The sequence below is a fragment of the Bradyrhizobium sp. 31Argb genome, assembly GCF_043638955.1.
Lineage (GTDB): Bacteria > Pseudomonadota > Alphaproteobacteria > Rhizobiales > Xanthobacteraceae > Bradyrhizobium.
Genome location: NZ_JBEGDB010000138.1, coordinates 1 through 20928 on the forward strand (window position 1 = coordinate 1; position 20928 = coordinate 20928).

19 protein-coding genes and 1 pseudogene are annotated in these 20928 nt (G+C 59.7%); 10 read left to right on the top strand and 10 right to left on the bottom strand.

What is annotated here, in order from left to right:
- Positions 1-401: 401 nt before the first annotated feature.
- The 6 genes from AAFX91_RS24245 to AAFX91_RS24270 form a co-directional block, all read right to left on the bottom strand.
- A complete protein-coding gene (locus AAFX91_RS24245) occupies positions 402-1532 on the bottom strand; it encodes a glycosyltransferase (RefSeq protein WP_394568192.1) in 1131 nt (376 codons plus the stop codon).
- Between the two features lie 97 nt (positions 1533-1629).
- On the bottom strand, positions 1630-2379 hold the full coding sequence (locus AAFX91_RS24250; protein WP_394568193.1) for a glycosyltransferase: 750 nt from the start codon (positions 2377-2379) through the stop codon (positions 1630-1632).
- On the bottom strand, positions 2376-2792 hold the full coding sequence (locus AAFX91_RS24255; protein ID WP_394568194.1) for a hypothetical protein: 417 nt from the start codon (positions 2790-2792) through the stop codon (positions 2376-2378). The genes AAFX91_RS24250 and AAFX91_RS24255 overlap by 4 nt, the downstream gene beginning before the upstream one ends.
- Before the next feature lie 572 nt (positions 2793-3364).
- Complete coding sequence (locus tag AAFX91_RS24260) at positions 3365-4030, bottom strand: ABC transporter ATP-binding protein (protein WP_394568195.1); 666 nt, start codon at positions 4028-4030, stop codon at positions 3365-3367.
- A gap of 111 nt (positions 4031-4141) precedes the next feature.
- Entirely contained in the window at positions 4142-4981 is an 840-nt protein-coding gene (locus tag AAFX91_RS24265; RefSeq protein WP_394568208.1) for an ABC transporter permease, read from the bottom strand.
- 188 nt (positions 4982-5169) lie between these two features.
- Positions 5170-6429: a glycosyltransferase family 4 protein gene (locus AAFX91_RS24270; protein ID WP_394568196.1), complete on the bottom strand. Its 1260-nt coding sequence runs from the start codon at positions 6427-6429 to the stop codon at positions 5170-5172.
- Between the two features lie 81 nt (positions 6430-6510).
- Between AAFX91_RS24270 and AAFX91_RS24275 the strand changes: the two genes are divergently transcribed.
- From AAFX91_RS24275 to AAFX91_RS24300, 6 genes and pseudogenes are all read left to right on the top strand, one after another.
- Entirely contained in the window at positions 6511-6768 is a 258-nt protein-coding gene (locus AAFX91_RS24275) for an SIS domain-containing protein (RefSeq protein WP_130578147.1), read from the top strand.
- 32 nt (positions 6769-6800) lie between these two features.
- Positions 6801-8135 (top strand): hypothetical protein, encoded by a 1335-nt coding sequence (locus AAFX91_RS24280; RefSeq protein ID WP_130578148.1) that lies wholly within the window; start codon positions 6801-6803, stop codon positions 8133-8135.
- 100 nt (positions 8136-8235) lie between these two features.
- The gene (locus AAFX91_RS24285; protein WP_394568197.1) at positions 8236-9156 is read left to right on the top strand and encodes an FkbM family methyltransferase; all 921 of its coding nucleotides are present in this window, start codon (positions 8236-8238) and stop codon (positions 9154-9156) included.
- Positions 9157-9395: 239 nt separating this feature from the next.
- A pseudogene (locus AAFX91_RS24290) lies at positions 9396-9614 on the top strand (transposase); the annotation flags it as partial.
- 130 nt (positions 9615-9744) lie between these two features.
- Positions 9745-10011 carry an IS66 family insertion sequence element accessory protein TnpB gene (gene tnpB, locus AAFX91_RS24295; RefSeq protein WP_394568198.1) on the top strand — a complete coding sequence of 89 codons (267 nt, stop codon included), beginning with the start codon at positions 9745-9747 and terminating at the stop codon, positions 10009-10011.
- 997 nt (positions 10012-11008) lie between these two features.
- Positions 11009-11545 (top strand): ParB N-terminal domain-containing protein, encoded by a 537-nt coding sequence (locus AAFX91_RS24300; protein WP_130578152.1) that lies wholly within the window; start codon positions 11009-11011, stop codon positions 11543-11545.
- Positions 11546-11606: 61 nt separating this feature from the next.
- Here AAFX91_RS24300 and AAFX91_RS24305 read toward each other — a convergent pair whose 3' ends face one another.
- Genes AAFX91_RS24305 through AAFX91_RS24315 form a run of 3 tightly spaced genes read right to left on the bottom strand, consistent with a single transcriptional unit; the run spans position 11607 to position 14163 of the window.
- The gene (locus AAFX91_RS24305; protein WP_394568199.1) at positions 11607-12602 is read right to left on the bottom strand and encodes an ABC transporter substrate-binding protein; all 996 of its coding nucleotides are present in this window, start codon (positions 12600-12602) and stop codon (positions 11607-11609) included.
- A gap of 26 nt (positions 12603-12628) precedes the next feature.
- The gene (locus AAFX91_RS24310) at positions 12629-13456 is read right to left on the bottom strand and encodes an ABC transporter ATP-binding protein (protein ID WP_394568201.1); all 828 of its coding nucleotides are present in this window, start codon (positions 13454-13456) and stop codon (positions 12629-12631) included.
- Positions 13453-14163, bottom strand: a complete 711-nt coding sequence (locus tag AAFX91_RS24315) for an ABC transporter permease (RefSeq protein ID WP_394568203.1) — start codon at positions 14161-14163, stop codon at positions 13453-13455. Before AAFX91_RS24315 ends, AAFX91_RS24310 begins: the two co-directional genes overlap by 4 nt.
- Before the next feature lie 155 nt (positions 14164-14318).
- Between AAFX91_RS24315 and AAFX91_RS24320 the strand changes: the two genes are divergently transcribed.
- Positions 14319-15446, top strand: a complete 1128-nt coding sequence (locus AAFX91_RS24320; RefSeq protein WP_394568204.1) for a mandelate racemase/muconate lactonizing enzyme family protein — start codon at positions 14319-14321, stop codon at positions 15444-15446.
- A 67-nt stretch (positions 15447-15513) separates the two neighbouring features.
- Positions 15514-16236: a GntR family transcriptional regulator gene (locus AAFX91_RS24325; protein ID WP_394568205.1), complete on the top strand. Its 723-nt coding sequence runs from the start codon at positions 15514-15516 to the stop codon at positions 16234-16236.
- A gap of 9 nt (positions 16237-16245) precedes the next feature.
- On the opposite strand, the gene AAFX91_RS24330 is transcribed toward AAFX91_RS24325, so the two are convergent.
- Positions 16246-18042 (bottom strand): chloride channel protein, encoded by a 1797-nt coding sequence (locus AAFX91_RS24330; RefSeq protein ID WP_394568206.1) that lies wholly within the window; start codon positions 18040-18042, stop codon positions 16246-16248.
- Between the two features lie 409 nt (positions 18043-18451).
- Between AAFX91_RS24330 and AAFX91_RS24335 the strand changes: the two genes are divergently transcribed.
- Positions 18452-19309 (top strand): formylglycine-generating enzyme family protein, encoded by an 858-nt coding sequence (locus AAFX91_RS24335; RefSeq protein WP_394568209.1) that lies wholly within the window; start codon positions 18452-18454, stop codon positions 19307-19309.
- A 48-nt stretch (positions 19310-19357) separates the two neighbouring features.
- Positions 19358-20788, top strand: coding sequence for an NAD-dependent succinate-semialdehyde dehydrogenase (locus AAFX91_RS24340; RefSeq protein WP_394568207.1), 1431 nt, complete (start codon positions 19358-19360; stop codon positions 20786-20788).
- The last annotated feature ends 140 nt before the right edge of the window (positions 20789-20928 follow it).

Consider the following 20928-nt stretch of genomic DNA (forward strand, 5'->3'; position numbering starts at 1 on the left):
AGGCTTCCTCCTAAAAGAAAGCCTTGAATCACGTTCAATCTGATTTGAGAATCCCAAGAGTCCACACGGCCTAGTCGGAAAATCGACTCCCGCTCAATGGCTGACAGATTTTTCACGGCCGACCAATCACTTCGACGCCCTGCACCTGCTTCGTATCTACGCTTTCGATGCGAAACCCCGCCGGAAGAGGCGAGGGACGTTCCGGAGCGGGCGGTTGCCGTCAATCCGCCCTCGTCCGATGTCTACTCTGATCTCGGTACCGCGCTTTTGAGCTGAGGCGCTATGACGACGCGCGACGATGGCGGTTCAACCTGATTCCTTCGTGTCGTCGCGAGCAGGCAAAAGCACTCGCGGTCGGTTACTGTTTTATTCAGTTGTAATGCCCGACCGTGTGCTGGGCATCACACGTGAGTGTGGCCGAGACCGGCCAACTGCGCCTGCTCAGCCAGCACCGTCTCGTAGAGATCGAAATAGGCCTTCGCCATCGCCTCCGCGGTGAACAGCGCCAAGTAGCGGGCACGGGCGCGCGCGCCCATGGCGGCGGCCATCGCCGGGTTCTCCCAAAGCCGGCACATCGCCGCGCCCAGTGCCGCGGTGTCGCCGCCCGGCACGATGAAGCCCGTCTCGCCCTCAAGATTGACATGGCTCGTGCCGGTGCCGATCTCGCAGGAGATCATCGGCTTGCCCGCGCGCGCCGCTTCCAAGAGCGCCACGCCGAAGCCTTCCGAGCGCAGGTGCGAGGGAAACACGAAACCGTCGGCGAGCGAGAGCACCGCGTCCTTGTCACGTTCGTCAAGCTCACCGAGAAGCGTCAAGTTGGCCGGGCGGTTCCTCTCCAGCTTGGTTGCCATTTCGCCCGAGCCCACGACCACCACCGGCAGCCCGGTTGCCCGTGTCGCTTCGACCAGCACGGTGAGCCCTTTGTAGTAGCGGAGCGCCCCGACGAAGAGCAGGAAGCGTGCCCCGAGCCGCTCGCGCCAGGAGGCAGCGCGCGCCGGTTCCACTCGTTCCATCTCGGCGATGCCGATGGGGATGACCCCGAGCCGGTCGGCATAGTGAGGCAACACCGGGCTTGTTTGCGCATAGGCCGGCGAGGTGGCGACGATGCGATCCATGGCCGCGAGAAAATGGTGCATCAGCGGCGCATAGAACCGGCCGAGTAGGCGCTGGCGCACCACGTCGGAGCGATAGGTGACGATGCTAGGCCGGCCGGCATTGCCGTAGAAGTGCAGCAGGTCCATCAGCGGCCAGGGAAAATGGTAGTGGACGAGGTCCGCCTCGCGAGCGAGTTCGCGAAAGCGGCTGAAGGCTCTGAAGGAGAGGCTGGTCGAGGCGAGGTGAATGTCTTCGCGGGCGCGGTGCGAGAGGTGGGTGCCTACCTGCACGCTAGCTGGACCTCCGTTGGGACTCAGCGAGAAGACCTGTGAGGCGGCGCCGAAGAGCTTCGTGCCCTCGCAGATCTCGTAGATCACCCGCGCCACGCCGTCGAAATTGTCCGGCAGGTACGTCTTGTAAACATGGAGTATGTTCACGGCGTGGCCGCCTTCTCCGCGCTGGCGGCGCGGGATGCCGGATTGCCCGCTTGCGTGCGCAATGATGGCCGAGGTCGTGGCAACGCCGCCTTTTCTCTCACGCGGCACCCTCGCGTACGCCTGCGCCCGCAACGCCGACCTCGATCCCCCCGGCGGACGCGATGGCCGCGCGCATGCCATTGATGAAGCGTGCGCGGGTGAACTGCGCCGCGCGCGCTTCGCAGGCCCGCCGCATCGAAAGCGCCCGCGGCGCCGTCAGCCAGTCCACTGCCGCCGCGATGTCCTCCGCCGTGAAGCCTGCCGGCAGCAGCAGCCCAGTCTCCCCATCGAGCACAGTCTCCAGCAGGCCGCCCTCGGCGACACCGATCACTGGCTTGCCTGCAGCCATGGATTCCACGGGTGACATGCCGAAATCTTCGTCCTTGGGCACGTAGATCGTAGCGACGGCACCCGCCACTAGCGAGCGCAATTCGCGTTCGTCGGTCCAGCCGACGAAGCGGATGTTTGGCGCTTCGGCCGCTCGACGCCGCAACGCCTCGGCGTCGTCGCCGCCCGAGGCGACGACCAGCTGCTTGCCGGGCAGCGCGCGGAAGGCATCAATGATCCTGTCGACGCGCTTCAGCGCCACCAGCCGCGCGGTCGAGAGATAGTAGCCCTGCGGCTCAGCGAAGGCGAAGCCCTCGGTGTCGCAGGGCGGATAGACCACGATGCTGTCTCGGCCGAGAAAGCGCTGAATCCGGCCGCGGACGTTTTCGGAATTGGCGACGATCAGGTGCATGCGGCCGACCGCGCGCTCATAGGCGCGCTGGAAGGCAGCGCCTATGCTCGCAAGGCCGAGCTTCTTCACCGGGGCGAGATTCCGTCGGCGAACGACTCGCGTTGATCGTAGAGGAAGCGCGGGGGTGTGTGGCAGTAATAGATGTTCCTGCCCGGGCGGTCCGCTGCCGGGGCGGCGAAGGGGGCGCAAACCCCTGAGAAGATACGAGTGTCGATGCTTTCTGCGCGCGCGCGCTGGCGCGCGAAGGCGAAGGCCAGCGCTGGCGCGTGCAGGCCGTAGCGGCGCAGGAGCGGCGAAAGGTTCAAATCGAGGCTCTCGGCGAGGAACAGCGTCCGCTCATAGCTTTCCGGCGTGGTGTAGCCATAGGTGATAGAGGCGCCAAGCGCCTGCGCCAGCTCGAGCACCAGCCGCTCGCCGCCGCCGCGGATTGCGAAATAGTCGTGGAAGACGGCAGCAGACGTGAAGCTGCGTTGATTGATCATTTTGCGAACCGTACGGGCGAGGCTGCTGCATTTGTCCTGTGGCGGTCTGGTTTTCTAAGTTGCGCCGGGCCGTCTTGCAATGCGCGGCATTTCCTTCGATCCACAATCCCTTCCAGCCAAGCATGAGCGGTAATCGGGTGGTGTTCTCCGATCCATCTTCGACGCCGATCTCGATGAATCTGTTTGACGTAGTGCCGATCCTCGAAAAGATTTCGGCGATTGTTGCGTCCTCGCAGGACTGCGAAAATATGTGCGCGTTGTACTTGGCCACGAACCGGGGGCCGTATTTGCGAAGCTGGCGCTCCAGCAGGTGGTCCTCGAAATCGATCGCCTCGAATTCCTTCGAGAGCCAAGTGTGGACCCGAATACTCTCGAGATGCTGCGCGTTCCAGTCGCTGGGGACCAGTTCGCTCGCGAGCTTGCGGACTTCTTCGCTTTCGCCGATGCGCCTGGCGGCGCCACCATCCTGCCGATCGCAGGCAGCGGCGAAAGAAGCTACGCGACGCCAAAACTCTTCTCTGGCGAGACCGTCCGCCGGATAACGAATCCGATTGTGTCAAGACGAGGGTTCGCTATCGCAGCTCGGATGTCGTTGCGAGCGCATCGTGTGGCTGCATTTTCACTTCGTCGGCAGCCAGCGCTTCATCTCCGATCAGCTTCCCGTGTTCCATGATCAGCCGGCGGGTGCAGAATTGCCGCACCATCCCCTCGGCATGACTCGCCAGCAGCACAATGGGGGTACGCCTGAACAGGCTCTCAATCCGCTGCTGCACCTTGTGCTGGAAATTGGCGTCACCGGCGCCGATGCCTTCGTCGATCAGGAGGATATCCGATTCCACGGCGGTGGAAACTGCGAACGCGAGACGCGTGAACATACCGGCGGAATAGGTGCGCACCGGCAGTTCCAGGAACTCACCCAGCTCAGTGAAATCGGCGATTTCCTCGACCTTCGATGCGATCTCGCGCCGGCTCATGCCGAGCATGTAGCCGCGCAGGTAGATATTCTCGATACCGGTCGCCTCGAAGTCCATTCCAGCAGTGGAATCGAGGAGCGCGCCGACCTTGCCCTCGATAAGGATGGAGCCCGCTCGCGGCTTGTAGATGCGGGAGAGGACGCGGAGCAGGGTCGTCTTGCCCGAGCCGTTGTGTCCGGACAGGGCGACGCGCTCGCCCTCGCGGATTTCGAGATTGAGGCCGTCGATCGCACGCACCGAAACGATGTCGCGGGCGCCGGTCATCACCCGTCCCCCGGTCGCCTGCGCAAGAATCCGGTTGCGCAGCGATCGCGCACTGGTGCCAAAAATAGCGAATTCGACCGAAAGATTAGTGATGCAAATGTGCGTCACGCCTCACACCCAGTAGGAGATGCGTGCGTGGGCGCGGCGATAGAGCCAGATAGTGAAGGCGAGGCCGACGATCGCGAGCCCGATGCAGAACAGCCAGCTTTGCACCGGAGGCTGTGTGCCGAGGAGGGGTTCGCGAACAATTGCGAGCAGATGGTAGAACGGATTCAACGCCACGAACGCGGGCCGATGCGACATCACCGAGGGTGACCAGAAGACCGGCGTCACGAAGAACACCACCTGGATGACGTTAGTGATTACCTGGGGCATGTCGCGATAGCGGGTCGACAGAATGGCCGAGGCAAGAGCGATCCAGGCTGTGTTGATCAGAAACAGAATGAAGCCAGGCAGGAACAGGATCGCGCTCCAGTCCAGCGAGATCCGAAACACAGCGACGATGAAGACATAAATGGCCATGTTGAACAGCCAAATGAACACGTTGCGCGCCATCATGCGGTAGAAGTGGACGCTCACCGGCACAGGCACGTTGCGGATGAAGCTTTCTGCGGAGATGAAGGCCCGCGCGCCCTCGTTGATGCAATTCGTCAGCAAGCCCCAGAAGATGATACCGATGGCGATATAGGGTAAAGTTTGGGCGACGTCCTGCTTGAACAGTGTGGAGAACACCAGGCCCATCGCCCCGATCATGATACCCATGGTCAGCGTGAGCCAGAATGGGCCGAGCATTGAGCGGCGGAAGCGCTGGCGGATGTCGTGGTACGCGAGATGGCCCCACAGCGGATAGCGCTGCGCGCCATCCATCAGGTCCGCTATGGCCTGCTGTGGCACAGCCTCCGCCGTGATGCGGGCGACGGGTTTTCCGAGGTCAAAATTGGCAGATGTCACGGTCAATCAGGAGCGCCCAATGCTAAGGGGAGCGGATTACGCCACCCTTAGGATTATTGCTGGCGTAAAGCAACTGCGGATAAGCTGATGATCTGCCAGCATTGTTGAGCTGTAAGGACCGCTTCGGCATTCAGGCTACGGGTCGAGCGAAAGAAAAAGACGATTCCTGACGGTTCGGCGAGAGCCTTTCACCGAGCGTTTCGGATAGCAGACCCGTGCGGCTCGCTCGCGGCCGCGCGCAGCGCCGCCAGTATCGTGCTTCGACTTTTCAGCACGAAGTTTTCCGCCGCGGCCAAGGCTCGGACTCCCATTGTATTTCGAAATTCGACGTCGTGGTAGAGCCTCCGCAATGCGCTCGCGGCTTCCGTGATACTTGGCTCTGCCCAGCAGCCAAGGGATCGATCATAGACGCCTTGGGGATCGTCAACTAAGACCTGGTGGCTGTCGATCAGGATGCTATCGTGCGACGACATGAAATCTATGTTGCCTGACCACTTTGTAGCAATCACTGGCTTGCCCGCGGCCATCGCTTCGAGAATCGTGAGACCGAAGCCTTCAGATCGATGCAGGGAAACGTAGACGTCCGCAGCGTCGATCGTCAGGTTCATCGGAATCGAAACATCTGAGATCAGGTGAATGTTATCGTGCCCAGCGATTTGGCGCTGCAATGCCTCGGCACCGCGCGGATAGGCGTGGAGATCAAGACAGCGCAGCACAAGACGGGCTGAAGGGTTGTTCCCGAACGCCTCTTTGAAAGCGGCAAGCGCCGCTATAGGATTCTTGCGCTCGAAATTCGACTGCATGGCGAAGCCAAAGGCAACGACAAATGCGGATTCCGGCAGATCCAACATCAGCCGGGCTGCCCTCCTGGCGTCAGCAGTTTGACCATCCCTTGACCTCAGGGAAGCGACGTGAGGCACCACGCGCACCGGCCGGTCAATGGCGCGGGAGAAAGCGTCGGCGGAGAAGCTGGACGGTGCCCAAATTTCGTGAAGAAAGCGCGCTCCGTCGATCCAACCAGGAGGTACTGTCTCCAGTTCCCAAGCCCAATATCCGATCATCAGCTTCTTGCGAACGCGAGCCTGACCTATGCGCCAGAGGGCCCGTGTCACCTGTGGCCCATTGATGTGCAAAATAAGAATGCCGCGGCCATCCCTCGGATCGGACCCGAAGTTTTCAAAAGGAACATCTGCGTTGACTTTGAAGTGCTTACTCAGATCTATCGTGCCAACCCGGTATCCTGCTTGTTGCAGGGCGGAGATGCACAGTCGTGCCGATTGACCGAGCCCTGTCGGGCTCTTGAGCAGGCCGGCTACAACGATGTTGTCGAGCTCGGGGACTGCCTCGCCGGCCGTTGGTATGAGGCGACGTAGCAGGTCCGATTTGATTTCCGCCAGCCGAAGCTGCCATCCCGGCGGGACTGCTTCGCTCGACAGCCGAGTGGCCATATCGTTTCTCATGCCGTATAAGAATTTCTGCAGGTCGTAAGCTGTAGCTGGAAGGAGATACCGATTCCCGCACGGTCACTAATGGAATATCTGATCGATTCGCGGCAGGCGGTTGACAGAGCTATAGAGGACGACTGCGGTTCCAAAGTAGATCGCGCCGTTGCCATCATCGTTGCGGCACTCGCTCAAGGCAAGCCCATGGTGTGCGGCAACGGCGGTTCGGCTAGCGATGCCATGCACATCACGGGAGCGCTTTTCGGACGTTTCCTGAAGGAGCGCAACGCCATCAATTGCGCGATGTGGTATTCGGTTCGGGTGATTACCCGATGCGCGAAGTGACGCCTCTGTCGCAGGAGGCACTGTAATCTGGGATGTTCGAACGTGTTGTCGGGCACTCGTTGGGGGCGGTGGTGACTTTAAAGGTTCTCATAATCTCGTCGCATCGCACGAATTGCGGCATCGCCGCCTATAGCGAGGTGCTCAAGACGCTACTCGAAACGCGTTTTGAGGTAACCATTGCTCCTCTGGATCAAACGATCTTAAAGCGCACGGAACCGCACGTCGTTACCGCGGGTGATCAGCAAATCAGGGCTATTTGCGACAGCTTTGAGAAATACGACGTCGTCAATCTCCAATGGGAGCCGGGGCTTTTGGGCGGCCGGGATCTCGATATGGCTCGCCGCTTCGAGATGATAATCGATGCAGCGGACCGGTTGGTGCTGACTGTGCACACTGCAGTCCCATACCCCGAGGGCCGTGGTCCTATTGACTTTGCTCGATTTGTTCGGAATCGCGGTTGGCGGCGGGCTGCCAGATTTCCGTTTCATCAGCGTTTCGAAAGACTAACTTACAAGGCGATTGAAAAACGCGCGCGATCGCCGCGACCTTTCTTTGTCGCTACTCACACCCAGCGTGAGCGTGACTTCTTCAAGCAGGTGGCGCGGGTACCTCATGTTTTTGATCATCCGTTATGCCACCTCCGCGCCCGCTGGCCTTCTCAACTGGAAAAGGAAGGGCCAGCCGTGCGTGAGGAGCTTGGCAAGCGTTTCCCTGGCAAAAATACGTTCATTGGCGTTTTCGGATTTTTGTCGGAATACAAAGGCATTATGACTGCCATTAAGGCCATGAGGCACCTCGGACCGGAGTATCAGCTCTTGATATACGGAGGCGTGCACCCCGAGACGATCAAGCCCAAGGCCTCGATTGATCCTTACATCAAGCAAATCCTGGAGGAGATCGAGCGGGGGGAGTCTGGGACTCGGGGTAATCCTAAGGCTAATTCTGATCTGCTCGGCAGGATCAGTTTCTTGGGCGCCCCGAGAGCCGACTATGATTTTGCATTGGCTGTGAAGGCCGTTGACATCTGCCTCTTTCCATATCTCGAGGTAGGGCAGAGCGGATCCGGCCCGGCCTCACATGCAATCGAACTTGGCAAACCCACCATTCTCACGCGCACACGTGCCTTCGTCGAGCTGGAGAAATATTTCCCTGCACAGTTCGAGATGATAGACGTCGGCAATTATATCGAGCTCGCTCAAACGATTGGGAAGTTGAGTCAAACCAAGAACACAAGGCCACAGCCCGGCTACAATTCCGAAACATTGGCAAACTTCTACGGGGACCTGTTCAGTCGTTGTGCAGGTGCCCAGGGAGGTCATCAGAGCCTCACGAACCCGGAACCTATTACGCTGAGAGCGGCGGAGTGAAAAAGCCGCCCGCGAGCCATCGATACTGTCTTTTTCGTCCGCGAACGATTATGAAGCCTCACCACCTTCAATAAACGATCCCCGACGGGCGAAAGCTACCATGAACGGCGTATATCTCGGACGTGACCGCCTGCTGGTCCACACAAATTGGGGGGCCAAGTTGGTAGTCCCCTCCTTTAATATCGACGTGGCTCTCGGCGTGATCCGCGATGGTGTTATCGAGCCCTGGACAACCAGGCTGGTTCAAGAATTGCTCGGCGAGGGGCAGCATTATTTAAATGCCGGCGGAAATTTTGGCTACTATATGGTTCTAGGCGGGCAGCGGGTGGGGCCGTCCGGATCGGTGAAGGTCGTTGAGCCAAACCCTTACATCGTTCCGTACCTGATGATGAACGTGTTCTACGGCGGCATACCTGATCGCACGCACGTGTATAAATGCGCCCTTGGCAATACAACGGGTGAGACCATCACGTTTGCCTTCGATCCGCAATATCTCGGTGGTGGTGGTGCCAGCCGTGAGAGCGGCCAGACGTTTGTGGTTGACAGTTTCGAGGATGCTCGTTGGTCCGCGGAATCGATTTCGCCGCTGTTCGATGAGAATGACCGTCTCATCTTGGGCAAAGGGCTGATGCTTCATTTCGAGACCAAGACGCGTACGATCGACGCAATTTGCGATGGCGGGCCACCGCTGGATCTGATCCACTTGGACATCGAGGGCGCCGAGCCCTTGGCGCTGGCTGGAGCTCGCGAGACCATATCCCGTTCACCGAACCTGCGCCTCATTACTGAATGGTGTGCGAATCATTTTGCGCAAGCGTCGCAGACCTCACAAGAGGCATTTCGCTCGTTCTGGAATCAGGCGGCTGACCTGGGCTTTCGGCCACGACAACTGCTGCCAAAGATTGAACCGGATGGCGGAGTCTATGTTTCGTCTCCCTTAGACTTCGCATATATGACGGAGTTCGCCCCGCACTCTGATTATGTGTGGGTGAAGGCCAGCCACGACCCTTGGGGGAAATGATCGCAAACAAGCGGTTGCCGTTTCCAGCGAATAAAGCTGGGAATGCCGGAGGTGATTTGGTTGAGGTTCGTGGAAATGCATGCGGTTTCGGGCGCTGCTTAATCGCGCCCGGCACGCCATCTCGATCTTGGACTGCGGACGCGTGGTCCACCTGCGATCGGTTTTATTTGCTGATTAATCTGCCAGCAAATGAGTGAACGTCACAACAGTTATGGTTCCGTCCGGAGCGGCGACGGTGGACCACTGCCGAGAAGCATCGGATCGTGGAGGAGAGTTGGGCGCCCGCGGCAAGCGTTGTTGGGGTTGCGCGCCGACATGATCTTCACCCTAATCTGCTTACAGCTTGGCGGCGGCAGGCGCGCTCGGGGTCCTCGCCTGCGAGCCTGAGCCGCCGTCGCGGCAGGATGATGAAGTCCGCTTTGCGGCGGTCTCGGTTACGCCGAACCGGCAGCCGTTGACGGCGCTTACCGGGGGTCTGCGGTGCGATCGAGATCGAGTTCGCAGCCGGGCTCGGATGCAGATCGCAGGCGCGGTTGACGCGGCGACGCTGAAGGCAGCAGTGTTGGCATTGGTGGATGGACCGCCGCGATGATACCGCTGCCGGCGGGCGTGCGGGTATGGCTCGCGACTGGCTATACCGACATGCGGAAGGGTTTTCCGTCGTTGACCCTGCAGGTTCAGGAGATATTGCATCGCGACCCGCTCAGCGGCCACCTGTTTTGCTTCCGTGGTTGTCGCGGCAATCTGCTGAAGGTGATCTGGTATGATGGCCAGGTGTCGTCCCGTTCACTCGGAAGTGAGACCTTTAAGCACGCTGACGAACCGCGGCAGTGGGCCACGACCTCTATCTGCTGAGCGAGGTTGTTGGGCTCTAAGACGAGAACCTCAAGTATCGCGGGTGGTCGGATTGCTTCAGCTATCGGATCGTCGACAACCCGCCACGATTGGGACTGATCCTCGGGGCGCTGGCTGCTTTATTTGGAAACGTCCGCCAAGCTATTGAAATCGTTAGAGGGTTTTTTGGGGCATTTTTCCAAATGCGCTTTGAAATCGTTGAATAATCAAGCGGATTTTGATTTCGCCATTCGGAGGTTCGATCCCTCCCGCCCCCGCCAATCCTAAAAAGATCAGTAAAATCAATGGCTTATATGTTCGAAATATCCGAAGATCGATTGCGTTGAGCAGATCGATTGCGTTGACGAAAATCGAACCTCAAAAACGCGAAAAGGCGCTCGACCTCGCTGTTTAAGTCGCCTGAAACCTCAATCACCGCGTACCCGTTCGGCGCGCGGTTTCACGTCGGGCTATTGCTCGATGTAGCGCGCGATCTCGCTTCTCATCACCACCACCGAGTGGCCGTGTTTCTTGGCTCTGAGATCGCCGCGTGCGACCACGCGGTCGAGTTTCGCAAGCGCGATATCCGCAACTCGGCAGCCGCCTCCTTGCGCGTCAGGAAACACCGTAGTGATGACGATGGTGCCGAGGTCTCGCGCCTAGCCTTGCCTGCCCGCGTCATCATGTCCGCATCCATGGTGCGATCCGTTTTCTTTCGCCTCTTCGACCCCCGGTCGTCCGGTTCCATGACTCTACTGACGGCTGCAACAATTATTCCGCATTGCGTAAGGATGCGATCGGCTAGTTAAACGGGAAACAGGGCCTTCTCGATCGTAGCATTACCAGTTTTGATTCCTCAGCCGATAGGAAACTGGACTCAAAAAGGCTCGGTCGTCTGACCAGTGTCGCGTGAGAGACGCGAGGAAATTGCCTTGGCGGTAGAGCGCTTCATCCCTAAAATCCAGCCACCACCGCCAGGTGCTTCGGAAATCGAGCTCAGTCACTAGGAGTAGAAGCTATGCCCAAGCCGGAAAGCTTCCCAATCGACAAGATTTATGTTCCCGTGAAGAGGAAGAAGGCTGTCAAGCCTGAGCTCGTTCAAGAAATCGCGGAAAGTATTTTAGAAATCGGACAACAAGCCCCCATTCTCGTTCGGCCCGACGAAGGCCGGTTCGTTCTGGTCGAGGGACTGCATCGGTTCGAAGCCTGCAAGGCTCTTGGCGAAAGAACTATCATCGGGGTCTTGGTCTCGGCTGAGATCGTGCATCAAAAGACGCTTTTGTCAGACAGCGCTGAAGCAGAAGCAGAGCGCGACAAGATGGCGCGATTGAAAAGACTGCGCCTCGAAAAGGAGGCTGCCGCGCGATCAGCTGCTGCTTCAGAGGCCGTCATGGAGACGCAATCGGCGGAGCTTTTGCGAAAACCTTCGGAGAAGGGTATCCGGAACGTTCCCAAGGCATCGCGAAGCCAATTAGATCGCAGGACTTCAGGATCAACACCAAGAACGTTGTCGGAATGGCTCACGCAACAAAAGCGCAATGGCGGTCGTTATTGATCGTCCGCTCCGCCGCGACCACCGGCCTCGAGCGGGCTTGAGCCAATAACCTAATGGCCATCTAGGCAATCGTCTTGAGATAGAGGCTCGGGTCGAAATATTTGTTGGCTGGGGTGAAATCCTTGATGCCAGCGTTCGCCATGAAGAAATCGGTGGACTGCTGCAGCCAGTTTGTAATCGTGTTGTCGGAGTATAGCCGCTTCCAGTCGTGCGACGTGAACATCTTCTGCGCCTTGAACGATTCGTTGATATCGGCGAGTGGCGTCTGGCTATAGTGGTTCTTCTGCAGTGCTTCCATCGCTTCCTTGCTGTTCGCGATGATGTGGTCGTTGGCTTCAGCCCATCCCTTGATGAGCTTGGCAAGCGTTTCCTTGTTGGGTTCGTAGTAGTCGTTGCGGGCGGCCCAGCCGCCGATGATGGCAGCCTGCGGATAGTAAGCTGAGGCGTCCGCCAATTTCACCGCGCCCGGAACCTTGTCGCGCACGGTCACATTGAACGGAACCCAGAGCGCTACGGCTGGTACGGCGCCGGAGATGAACGCCGTTACCGCCGCGGGCATCGTCTGGTTCATGAGTTCTATCTCTTTCGGGTCGACATTGTTGGCGCGGAGCGCCTTGTCGAGAAACACATGCGCGGTCGTGCCGGTTGCCGTCGCGATGCGTTTTCCCTTCAAGTCTGCGAAGGATTTGATGCCCTGGTCGGAACGCACCCAAAGTTGAGCGGTAGCCACCTCGATATCGTTGATCAGGAATACCTTGCCTTGCCCGCGCGCCGGGAAGTTCGACAGCACGGCGCCGGTTGCCAGCACGTCAAGACTGCCGCCGATCAGCGCCTGAAAGATCTCGAGGCCGGTGTTGAACTGGCGCAATTCAAGATCGAGCCCCTGTTTATCGAAGGTGCCGCGATCCATGCCGGTCCATATCTGTCCGTCAACGGCAACGGTGTGCAGATAGCCCACCCGAATCTTGGTTTTTGCCTGCGCGATCGCGGGAGCACACGCCGCAAAGCTGCCGAGCCCGATGCCGGCTGCCGCCGTCAGGAATTGCCGTCGATCCATGTGTTTCCCTCCCGCCATCTTGTTATCTATTCCGAAAATGAAACCGGTCGCATTTGCGCCTGCTGTGCCCGGTATTCGCTCATCACGAGCTCTCTGATGTAACTCCTCAGCTCGCCGAACTCCGGCCTTTCCTGAATCGTTTCGTCGCGCGGATAGGCAAAGGGCACGTCGATGATCTTCTTGATCCGCGCGGGACGCGCCGTCACCACGACTATCCGAGAGGCGAGGAAAATCGCCTCTTCGACGGAGTGGGTGATGAGCATGACGGTCTTGCCCTCGGTCGCGAGCACCTTGAGCAGCAGGTTCTGCATGTTGGCGCGGGTCTGCGCGTCGAGAGCCCCGAACGGCTCGTCCATCAGGAGAAATTGCGGCTTCACCGCATAGGCGCGGGCAATAGCCAGCCGCTGTCGCATGCCGCCAGAGAGATGCTTGGGGTAGGAATTCGCAAAATCCCCAAGACCCATGAGATCGATATAGTGGTCGCAGATCGCGTCGCGTTCCGCGACCGGAACACGATTGGCCTTGGGCTGCAGACCAAAGGCGATGTTCTGTTTGACGGTGAGCCAGGGGAAGACGCCGTACTCCTGAAAAATCACGCCGCGTTCCGGGCCGGGGCCCCGGACCGGCTCGCCTTCGAACAGCACCCGGCCTGTGGTCGGCTTCTGAAAGCCGGCCAGCATGCTCATCATGGTGGTCTTGCCGCAACCGGAAGGTCCGATCACCGCAATGAAGTCGCCTTCATGAATGTTGTAGGTGACGTCATCGACGACCGAGAGCCTGCCTTTCGGTGTTTCGAAGGCAAGCGAGACGTGATCGAACTGTGCGCGCTTGGCGGGCTTCACGATGCCGTTCATGCGATGGCCCGCTCCTGCCACACCAGCAATCTGGCGCTGATCCGGCGCAGGATCAGATCCATGATCAGGGCGATGCAGCCGATGCAGATAATTCCGACATAGATCACGTCGAGCAGGAAATAGGTGGATGCGTTCTGGATCATGGCACCAAGTCCGCGCTGCGCGGCGACAAGCTCGGATGCAACCAGCGTTGCCCACGCCACGCCCAGCGCGACCCGCAACGCGGTGAGGATGTGCGGCACCGTCAGAGGGATGATGACCTTGCGAAATATCTCGATCTCGCCGGCGCCCAGCGTCTTCGCGACGCGGATATAGAGAGGCGTGATCTGCGAGACGCCTTCATACATCACGATAACTCCCGAGAAGAACGCGGCGTAGAACAGGATGACGAGCTTTGCCGGCTCGTCGACACCGAAATAGACGATCACGAGCGGGATCAGGGCGATCGGCGGCAAGGCGCGGAAAAAATTGATCATCGGGTCGGCGAGGATGCGCGCCGGCCGATACCAGCCGAGCAGGAAGCCGACGGGCACAGCGACCATGATGCCGAGACTCACGCCCAGAAAGACACGCCGCGTCGACGACCAGATGTCGAGCAGCAGATTGTCGTGCAGCAGGAGATCAGCGAACTTGGCCACAACCTGGTGCGGCGAGGGTATCAGCGCTTCGTTGACCAATCCGCTCCAGCGCACTGCGTACCAAAGCACGACTGCGCCGATCCACGGGATGGACCCCAACAACAAACGTATTGCGGTGCTGCCCTTTATCAAGCGTTTCCAACTGTGTTTGTGATTGATTGATGTATTATCATACGATAAATAGGATGACGATACAAGAGGGCTGTTTCTGCGGGATCCTGCCAATGCCATCGCCGAAATTCACCGTCCGCAACGTCCAGGCCTTCTGCTACCGCTATCCGTTGGCGACGCCGGTAGTGACGTCGTTCGGTCGGATGCTCAACCGGCCGGCGGTGTTCGTTCGTGTCGAAGATGAGGACGGTTACGTCGGCTGGGGCGAGGTCTGGTCGAACTTCCCGTCGACTGGCGCCGAGCACCGGACGCGACTCGTCAACGAGATTCTCGCGCCCGCCATCCACGGTCGCGGCGTCAGCGAGCCGGCGGAGCTGTTCGCGGCGATGACCGAGGGAACCGCGGTACTGGCGCTGCAATCGGGAGAACCCGGTCCCTTTGCCCAGGCGATCGCCGGCATCGATCTTGCGCTTTGGGATATTCATGCGCGGCGCCGCAAGCTGCCGCTGTGGAAATTGCTCGGCGGGACCGGCAACAGAATTAAAGTCTACGCCAGCGGGATCAATCCGATCGACTCGCGGCAGACGGCAGAAGCGGCGTTGCGACGCGGACACCTCGCCCTCAAGCTGAAGGTCGGATTTGATCCGGCAACGGATCGTTCCAACCTTGCTGCGCTTCGCGACGTTGTAGGCGCAGGCGTATTGGCTGCGGACGCCAATCAGGCCTGGTCTCTGACGCGCGCACTCGAATTGGCGCCCTCTTACGGAGAGTTTGGCCTTGCCTGGCTCGAAGAACCAATCCGCGCCGACCGACCATGGCACGAGTGGCAAACCTTGAGCGAGCAAGCTGGCGTGCCGTTGGCCGCGGGAGAGAACATTGCGAGTTCTGCCGGGTTCGATCAGGCGCTCCACGATGGCGTGTTGCGAGTTGTTCAGCCCGATATAGCCAAATGGGGCGGATTGACTGTGGGCTCGAAGATCGCGCGTTCGATCCTCGTGGCCGACAAGATTTTTTGTCCGCATTATCTGGGCGGCGGGATTGGCCTCTTGGCGTCGGCGCATCTGCTTGCCGGGGTCGGTGGCGCGGGCATGCTGGAAGTCGATTCCAACGACAATCCGCTGCGCGACCGGCTTTGCGGGCCGGTCGCCGATGTGAAGGACGGCGCCGTAACATTGGGTGAGGAGCCGGGCCTGGGAATAGAACCGGACCTCTCGTGGATCGAAGAATATCGGGCAGCTTGACCTGGCGAGCCGTTCGTTCTGGAGCGTATTCGCCGGAAGGGACGAGAGCCAGGGAGCGGCGGGCAGGATGGATTTGATTTCCGACAGCCACATTCCGAAATATGCGCAGATTGCCGATATCTTCCGGCAGCGAATTGCCCGGGGAGTCTGGGCGCAAGGCTCGCGCCTGCCGGCAAACGAGATGCTTGCAGCCGAGTTCGGTGTTTCGCGAGTGACTATCAGACAAGCGGTCGAACTTCTTGCCCGCGACGGCGTGATCGAGGCGCGGCAAGGCAGTGGCACCTTCGTAACCGGTATGTTCAAGCGGGACAGCTGGTTGAAGGTCGAGACGAGTCTTGCCGATCTCGCCGAGGTCTATCGCGACACGTCCCCCGAGATCATCAACATTTCAGAGAGCCGCACTGATGCACCGTTGCTCCCCGAGGACGGCCATCCGGCGGAACGCTACGTGTTCATGCGACGGGTGCATTCACACAACAAGCAGCCCTACTGCGTGATCTCGATATATCTCGACGAGAAGCTCTTCCGCAGAAGTCCGGACCGCTTCCGAACCGAGACGGTGATCCCGCTGCTCAAGGAGCTGAAATCTCCCGCGATCGTGACAGCGCGACAAACCCTGACGATCGGAATGGCCGATCTTGACGCCGCGAAACAGTTGCGAATTCCCTTGAACTCACCTGTGGCCGAGGTTCGGCGCGTCTTTGCGAGTGCCGATCGTCGTGTGATTTATCTTGGGGAAGTGACTTACCGCGGCGACTTTGTTCGGCTTGATATGGACCTGCGGCCGTAAAGTGCGCGTCTAGCGCGAGAACAGCTCCTGATTGCGCCGCTCAAGCTCTTCTCCGTAGGTCCGCAAGACGTGCGCTTCGCTCACCGTTCCAATTGCCGCGCGATGGTTGATGCGATCGACGACGGCGAGCACGTCGGCCTCGCTGTGTTCGAAGGTCTTGAGAATCTCGCGAATCGACGTATTGGGCAGCAGGAATTCGTCATTTTGCCGGGCAATTGCGCCGAGCGGCGAATCCTCTGCAACCTCGGTCAGGTGCAGGTCTGCCGAGGAGACGATGCCGGCATAGGTTCCGTTCGCGTCGCGCAGCACGATCTGCCTGACTTGCACCGGAGAGAATATCCTCTGAGCTTCCGCGATTGACATGCTGCTCGGCGCAGTGTCGAAATCGGCTCGCATCAGGGAGCTGGCGTTCAATTGCCGGACCCAGCCAACGTCCTGAGGGCCACGGATCACCTCGCCTCGGAGATGAAAGCGCCACGTCGCGAAATTGTAGCCGAACAATTCGCGTACCGTCAGCGCGCAGACAGAGGAGGCAATGACGGCACCAACGGTCACCGAAAAATCGCCGGTGATCTCCAGCGCCAGGCAAATCATGCTGATCGGCGCGCCGAGCACTCCCGTTCCGAAAGCCGCGAGTGCGGCAATCGCCGCCGTGCCGGGTTGCAGGGCAGATGCCGGCATCAGGCCGCTCATTAGCGTGCTGTAAAGCTGGCCAATCAACGCGCCCAGCAACAGTGAGGCAAAGAATAAGCCGCCGCGGAAGCCAGATCCGAGAGATATTGCGGACGCCACCATCTTGAGCAGGATGATCGAGACCAATAGCATCCACGTTGGATTGCTCAAGAGCTGGATCTGCATCGCACCATGTCCCGCCCCGAGCACCGCAGGCGTCAGCAGCGCCAACGAACCGAGCAGCGCGCCGCCGGCGATCGGCCTGAGAAAGCCATTGAAGGCGGACAGGCGTTGAAAGCAACGCTCGGAGAACGCGACGGCCAACATCGTGATGACGCTGGCAAAGGCACAGAGCAGACCGATCATCATCGTCTGCCCGACCATCTCGGCTGAAACCGGAGAGGGAAAACCGGGAACCATCAGGAAGGATTGATGGGTGAGGTGCCTTGCGACAAGCCATGAAGCAACCGCGCTCGCGATAACGGGCACGAGGCTGGCCGAAGTATATGCGCCGAGAATGACTTCGAACGCGTAGAAAGCGCCGGCCAGCGGCGCGGAGAATGCGGCGCTGATTGCGCCTGCCGCCCCACAAGCGACCAGAAGCCGCATATCGCTCCGTCGTGCCGCGAGCCGCTGTCCGAACAACGACCCAAAGGCGGCGCATATTTGGGTGTATCCCGCTTCCAGCCCCACCGATCCGCCGAAGCCGTTCGAAAGCAGTGTCTGGATAGAAATCAGCAGACTGCCGCGCATCGACAGGTGGCCGCCATAGAGTGCATTTGCCTCTATCGCATCGGCAAGCTGCTGTCCCCTGAGTTTGCGTGAAAAGAAAACCGCAATGAGTGCAAGGATGGCGCCGCCGATAATGGGGACAAGCAACGCGCGCTGCCACAAGATGAAATGCGCCGAACTGAGATGTTCATCGAACGGGATATCGAACAAGAGCGCGTGCGCAGCCTGGCTCAGTTTCGATATGGATACGACGAGAAGTCCGCTCAGAAGCCCGACGACGATGGCGACTGCAACCAGACCGGTCTCGCGGTTGCGGACAAAATTGCGCAAGCCTGACGGAAGACGACGGCCAGTTGCGGCGCTTTGTTTCGCGCCGAGCTCGGGTGCTGCCAAAGTGGTCATTGAAAACTCGCGTCGACGTCGCAGCCGAGAGGCTGACATTCACGATGGCGAGCTTTCGGGGGCGCCAATTCGCGCTCCCTGGTCGACGGTCTTGGGTGGTTGCTGCAATTGGCAGGGGCTGGAGGCATTCGAACTCCGCACCGGAAATTCGGCAAATCTGGATTGACGAACGTCATCCTAATAGTAATATGACATGTAGACAAGATGACAAAATGGCGCCGCGTGGCGCTCGTTGCGACAGCGCGCGAGTGCGGCCATCCACGCCATTGACGAGTCGAAGCCGATGATTGCACCAGGCCAAGGGGAAAGCGTGCGCAATGATGGTCGCGTGGACGGCTGCTGCGCGCCAAGATCTTCCCGACAGGGATGCGCCACCCTGGAGGAGCGATGGCTAAGCGTCAATGGATCCATGCCCCGCCGAAGTGAGGCTGTCTCTATCCCGGGAGGTCGCGCCGAGATGGGGACGGACGCCCCTGTCTTTGAGGCTGATGGCGAAGCCCCGCGAAGGCGCCTGACCCTCAAGCCGTTTGCCCTCGATGCCGTGACCGTTACGAACGAACGCTTCGCCGCGTTCGTTCGGGAGACGGGCTATGTCACCGACGCCGAACGGCTTGGTTGGTCCTTCGTCTTCTATCAACATCTTGCTGGCGGAGCCGATCAATATCCGCGCGTTCAGGGCGCCGACTGGTGGTGTCGCGTGGACGGTGCGTTTTGGGCGGCGCCGGAGGGCGGGGCTTCGAACATTTCGGAGCGGCTGGATCATCCGGTCGTTCATGTTTCGCATGTGGATGCCCAGCACTTTGCATCGTGGAGTGGCGGCCGTCTTCCCAGCGAGGCTGAGTGGGAGCATGCGGCGCGTGGCGGCCTTGAAGGTGCGTTGTTTCCCTGGGGCAACCGGGAGCCCGACGACCGGTCATACTTTCCATGCAACATCTGGCAAGGAGACTTCCCATCCAGAAATACCCTTGCGGACGGTTACTTCTCTACGGCGCCGGCGCGGTCGTTCGCGCCCAACGGCTATGGACTCTATAATTGCAGCGGCAATGTCTGGGAATGGTGCGCAAACGCCTATCGCGTTTCTTCGCTCAAACGTGCGGCGCAAATGACCAACGCCACCGCGCTACGGGACGGATGGCGCGTGCTGAAAGGCGGTTCGTTTCTCTGTCATCGCTCATACTGCTACCGCTATCGCATCGCTGCGCGCACCGGAAATCCACCCGACACGAGCACCTCCCATATCGGGTTTCGTGTCGCTTACGATCTTTGATCGGCATTCGTCGGCGGGCTCGATCCCGATACTCCAAAGGAAGGCATGATGTATCCAAGCGTTCTTCTTCAAGTTGCCGGCGTGTGGCGTGAGGCCTGCGGCGGGATCGCGCATCCAATCCTCAATCCCGCCACGGGAGAGGAAATCGGGAGTCACCCCGTCGCGGCGCAGGCCGACTTGGACGAAGCCCTGCTGGCGGCAGATCGCGGTTTCAAGCAGTGGCGCGCAGTGTCGCCGTATGAGCGGGGCCAGATCCTCCGAAAATCGGCAAGCCTGTTACGGGAGCGGGCCGAAACTATCGCGCGCATCATGACGATTGAGCAAGGCAAGCCTCTCGCCGAGGCGCGGCTCGAGATTGCAGCCGGTGCCGACTTCATCGATTGGGCAGCAGAGGAAGGGCGGCGCGTCTATGGCCGTGTCATACCGGCTCGCGGGCCTGGCGTGGCGCAACTGGTCGTTCGCGAGCCGGTCGGTCCCGTCGCCGCCTTTACGCCGTGGAATTTTCCGATCGTCCAGGCGGCACGCAAGGTTGCGAGCGCGCTGTCCACGGGATGCTCGGTAATCCTGAAAGGTCCGGAGGAGGCGCCAGCCAGTTGTGCCGAGATGGCAAGGGCATTCCTGGATGCCGGTGTTCCAGCCGATGCGCTGTCGTTTGTGCTTGGATCTCCGGCCGAGATTTCATCCTATCTGATCGCGCATCCAGTGATCAGAAAGATCTCGTTCACCGGTTCGACCGTGGTCGGCAAGACTCTTGCGGCGCTGGCGGGCCAGCACATGAAACGGGCCACGATGGAGCTCGGCGGACATGCGCCGGCTTTGATTTTCTCGGATGCCGATCTGGACAGGGCGGTGACGACCCTTGCGGCGAACAAGTTCCGAAACGCAGGGCAGGTTTGCATTTCCCCCAGTCGTTTCCTGGTCCAGGCTTCCGTCATGGATCAGTTCATCGAGAAGTTCGTGGCGACAGCCAGACAGGTGAGGGTCGGCGATGGCCTTGATCCACAGACAACGATGGGGCCACTCGCGCATGAGCGGCGACTTCTCGCCATGGAGCAATTGGTGAGCGATGCTCGCGAGCAGGGCGCGGAAATTCGCCTCGGTGGCGGACGGTTCGGCAATCGCGGATATTTCTTCGAGCCGACCGTCATCGCCAACGCTTCTCTCGACGTGCGCGTGATGAATGAAGAGCCGTTCGGCCCGATCGCCGTGATGCGTCCGTTCTATGACGTGGACGAGGCGGTCGCTGAGGCGAACAGACTCCCGTTCGGCCTTGCGGCCTATGCGTATACCCGCTCGATGAGCGTCGCCGACAAGCTCGCCGCCAGTGTCGAATGTGGAATGATATCGATCAATCACCACGGTCTTGGTCTCCCCGAAAATCCGTTCGGCGGCGTCAAGGACTCTGGCTACGGCAGCGAGGGTGGCAGCGAGGCCCTCGAAGGCTATCTCGTTTCGAAACTGGTTTCGCGGACCAACTAGTCCAAAGTCATAATATAAGAATGATGACATATTGACATATCAAATAAGAAGGGGCATTGAAGGTGTCCGTCGTCAGATAATTTGAGACAGATCAAGCTTTTCGAGAAGGGAGGCTCTGGCTCATCAGGGGTTAGAGTTTA

Coding starts and splice junctions, on each gene's coding strand:
- AAFX91_RS24255 (WP_394568194.1), bottom strand. CDS start 2,792: ATGATCAATCAACGCAGCTTCACGTCTGCTGCCGTCTTCCACGACTAT.
- AAFX91_RS24260 (WP_394568195.1), bottom strand. CDS start 4,030: ATGACCGGCGCCCGCGACATCGTTTCGGTGCGTGCGATCGACGGCCTC.
- AAFX91_RS24270 (WP_394568196.1), bottom strand. CDS start 6,429: ATGGCCACTCGGCTGTCGAGCGAAGCAGTCCCGCCGGGATGGCAGCTT.
- AAFX91_RS24275 (WP_130578147.1), top strand. CDS start 6,511: ATGGAATATCTGATCGATTCGCGGCAGGCGGTTGACAGAGCTATAGAG.
- AAFX91_RS24280 (WP_130578148.1), top strand. CDS start 6,801: ATGTTCGAACGTGTTGTCGGGCACTCGTTGGGGGCGGTGGTGACTTTA.
- AAFX91_RS24285 (WP_394568197.1), top strand. CDS start 8,236: ATGAACGGCGTATATCTCGGACGTGACCGCCTGCTGGTCCACACAAAT.
- tnpB (WP_394568198.1), top strand. CDS start 9,745: ATGATACCGCTGCCGGCGGGCGTGCGGGTATGGCTCGCGACTGGCTAT.
- AAFX91_RS24300 (WP_130578152.1), top strand. CDS start 11,009: ATGCCCAAGCCGGAAAGCTTCCCAATCGACAAGATTTATGTTCCCGTG.
- AAFX91_RS24305 (WP_394568199.1), bottom strand. CDS start 12,602: ATGGATCGACGGCAATTCCTGACGGCGGCAGCCGGCATCGGGCTCGGC.
- AAFX91_RS24310 (WP_394568201.1), bottom strand. CDS start 13,456: ATGAACGGCATCGTGAAGCCCGCCAAGCGCGCACAGTTCGATCACGTC.
- AAFX91_RS24320 (WP_394568204.1), top strand. CDS start 14,319: ATGCCATCGCCGAAATTCACCGTCCGCAACGTCCAGGCCTTCTGCTAC.
- AAFX91_RS24325 (WP_394568205.1), top strand. CDS start 15,514: ATGGATTTGATTTCCGACAGCCACATTCCGAAATATGCGCAGATTGCC.
- AAFX91_RS24330 (WP_394568206.1), bottom strand. CDS start 18,042: ATGACCACTTTGGCAGCACCCGAGCTCGGCGCGAAACAAAGCGCCGCA.
- AAFX91_RS24335 (WP_394568209.1), top strand. CDS start 18,452: ATGCCCCGCCGAAGTGAGGCTGTCTCTATCCCGGGAGGTCGCGCCGAG.
- AAFX91_RS24340 (WP_394568207.1), top strand. CDS start 19,358: ATGTATCCAAGCGTTCTTCTTCAAGTTGCCGGCGTGTGGCGTGAGGCC.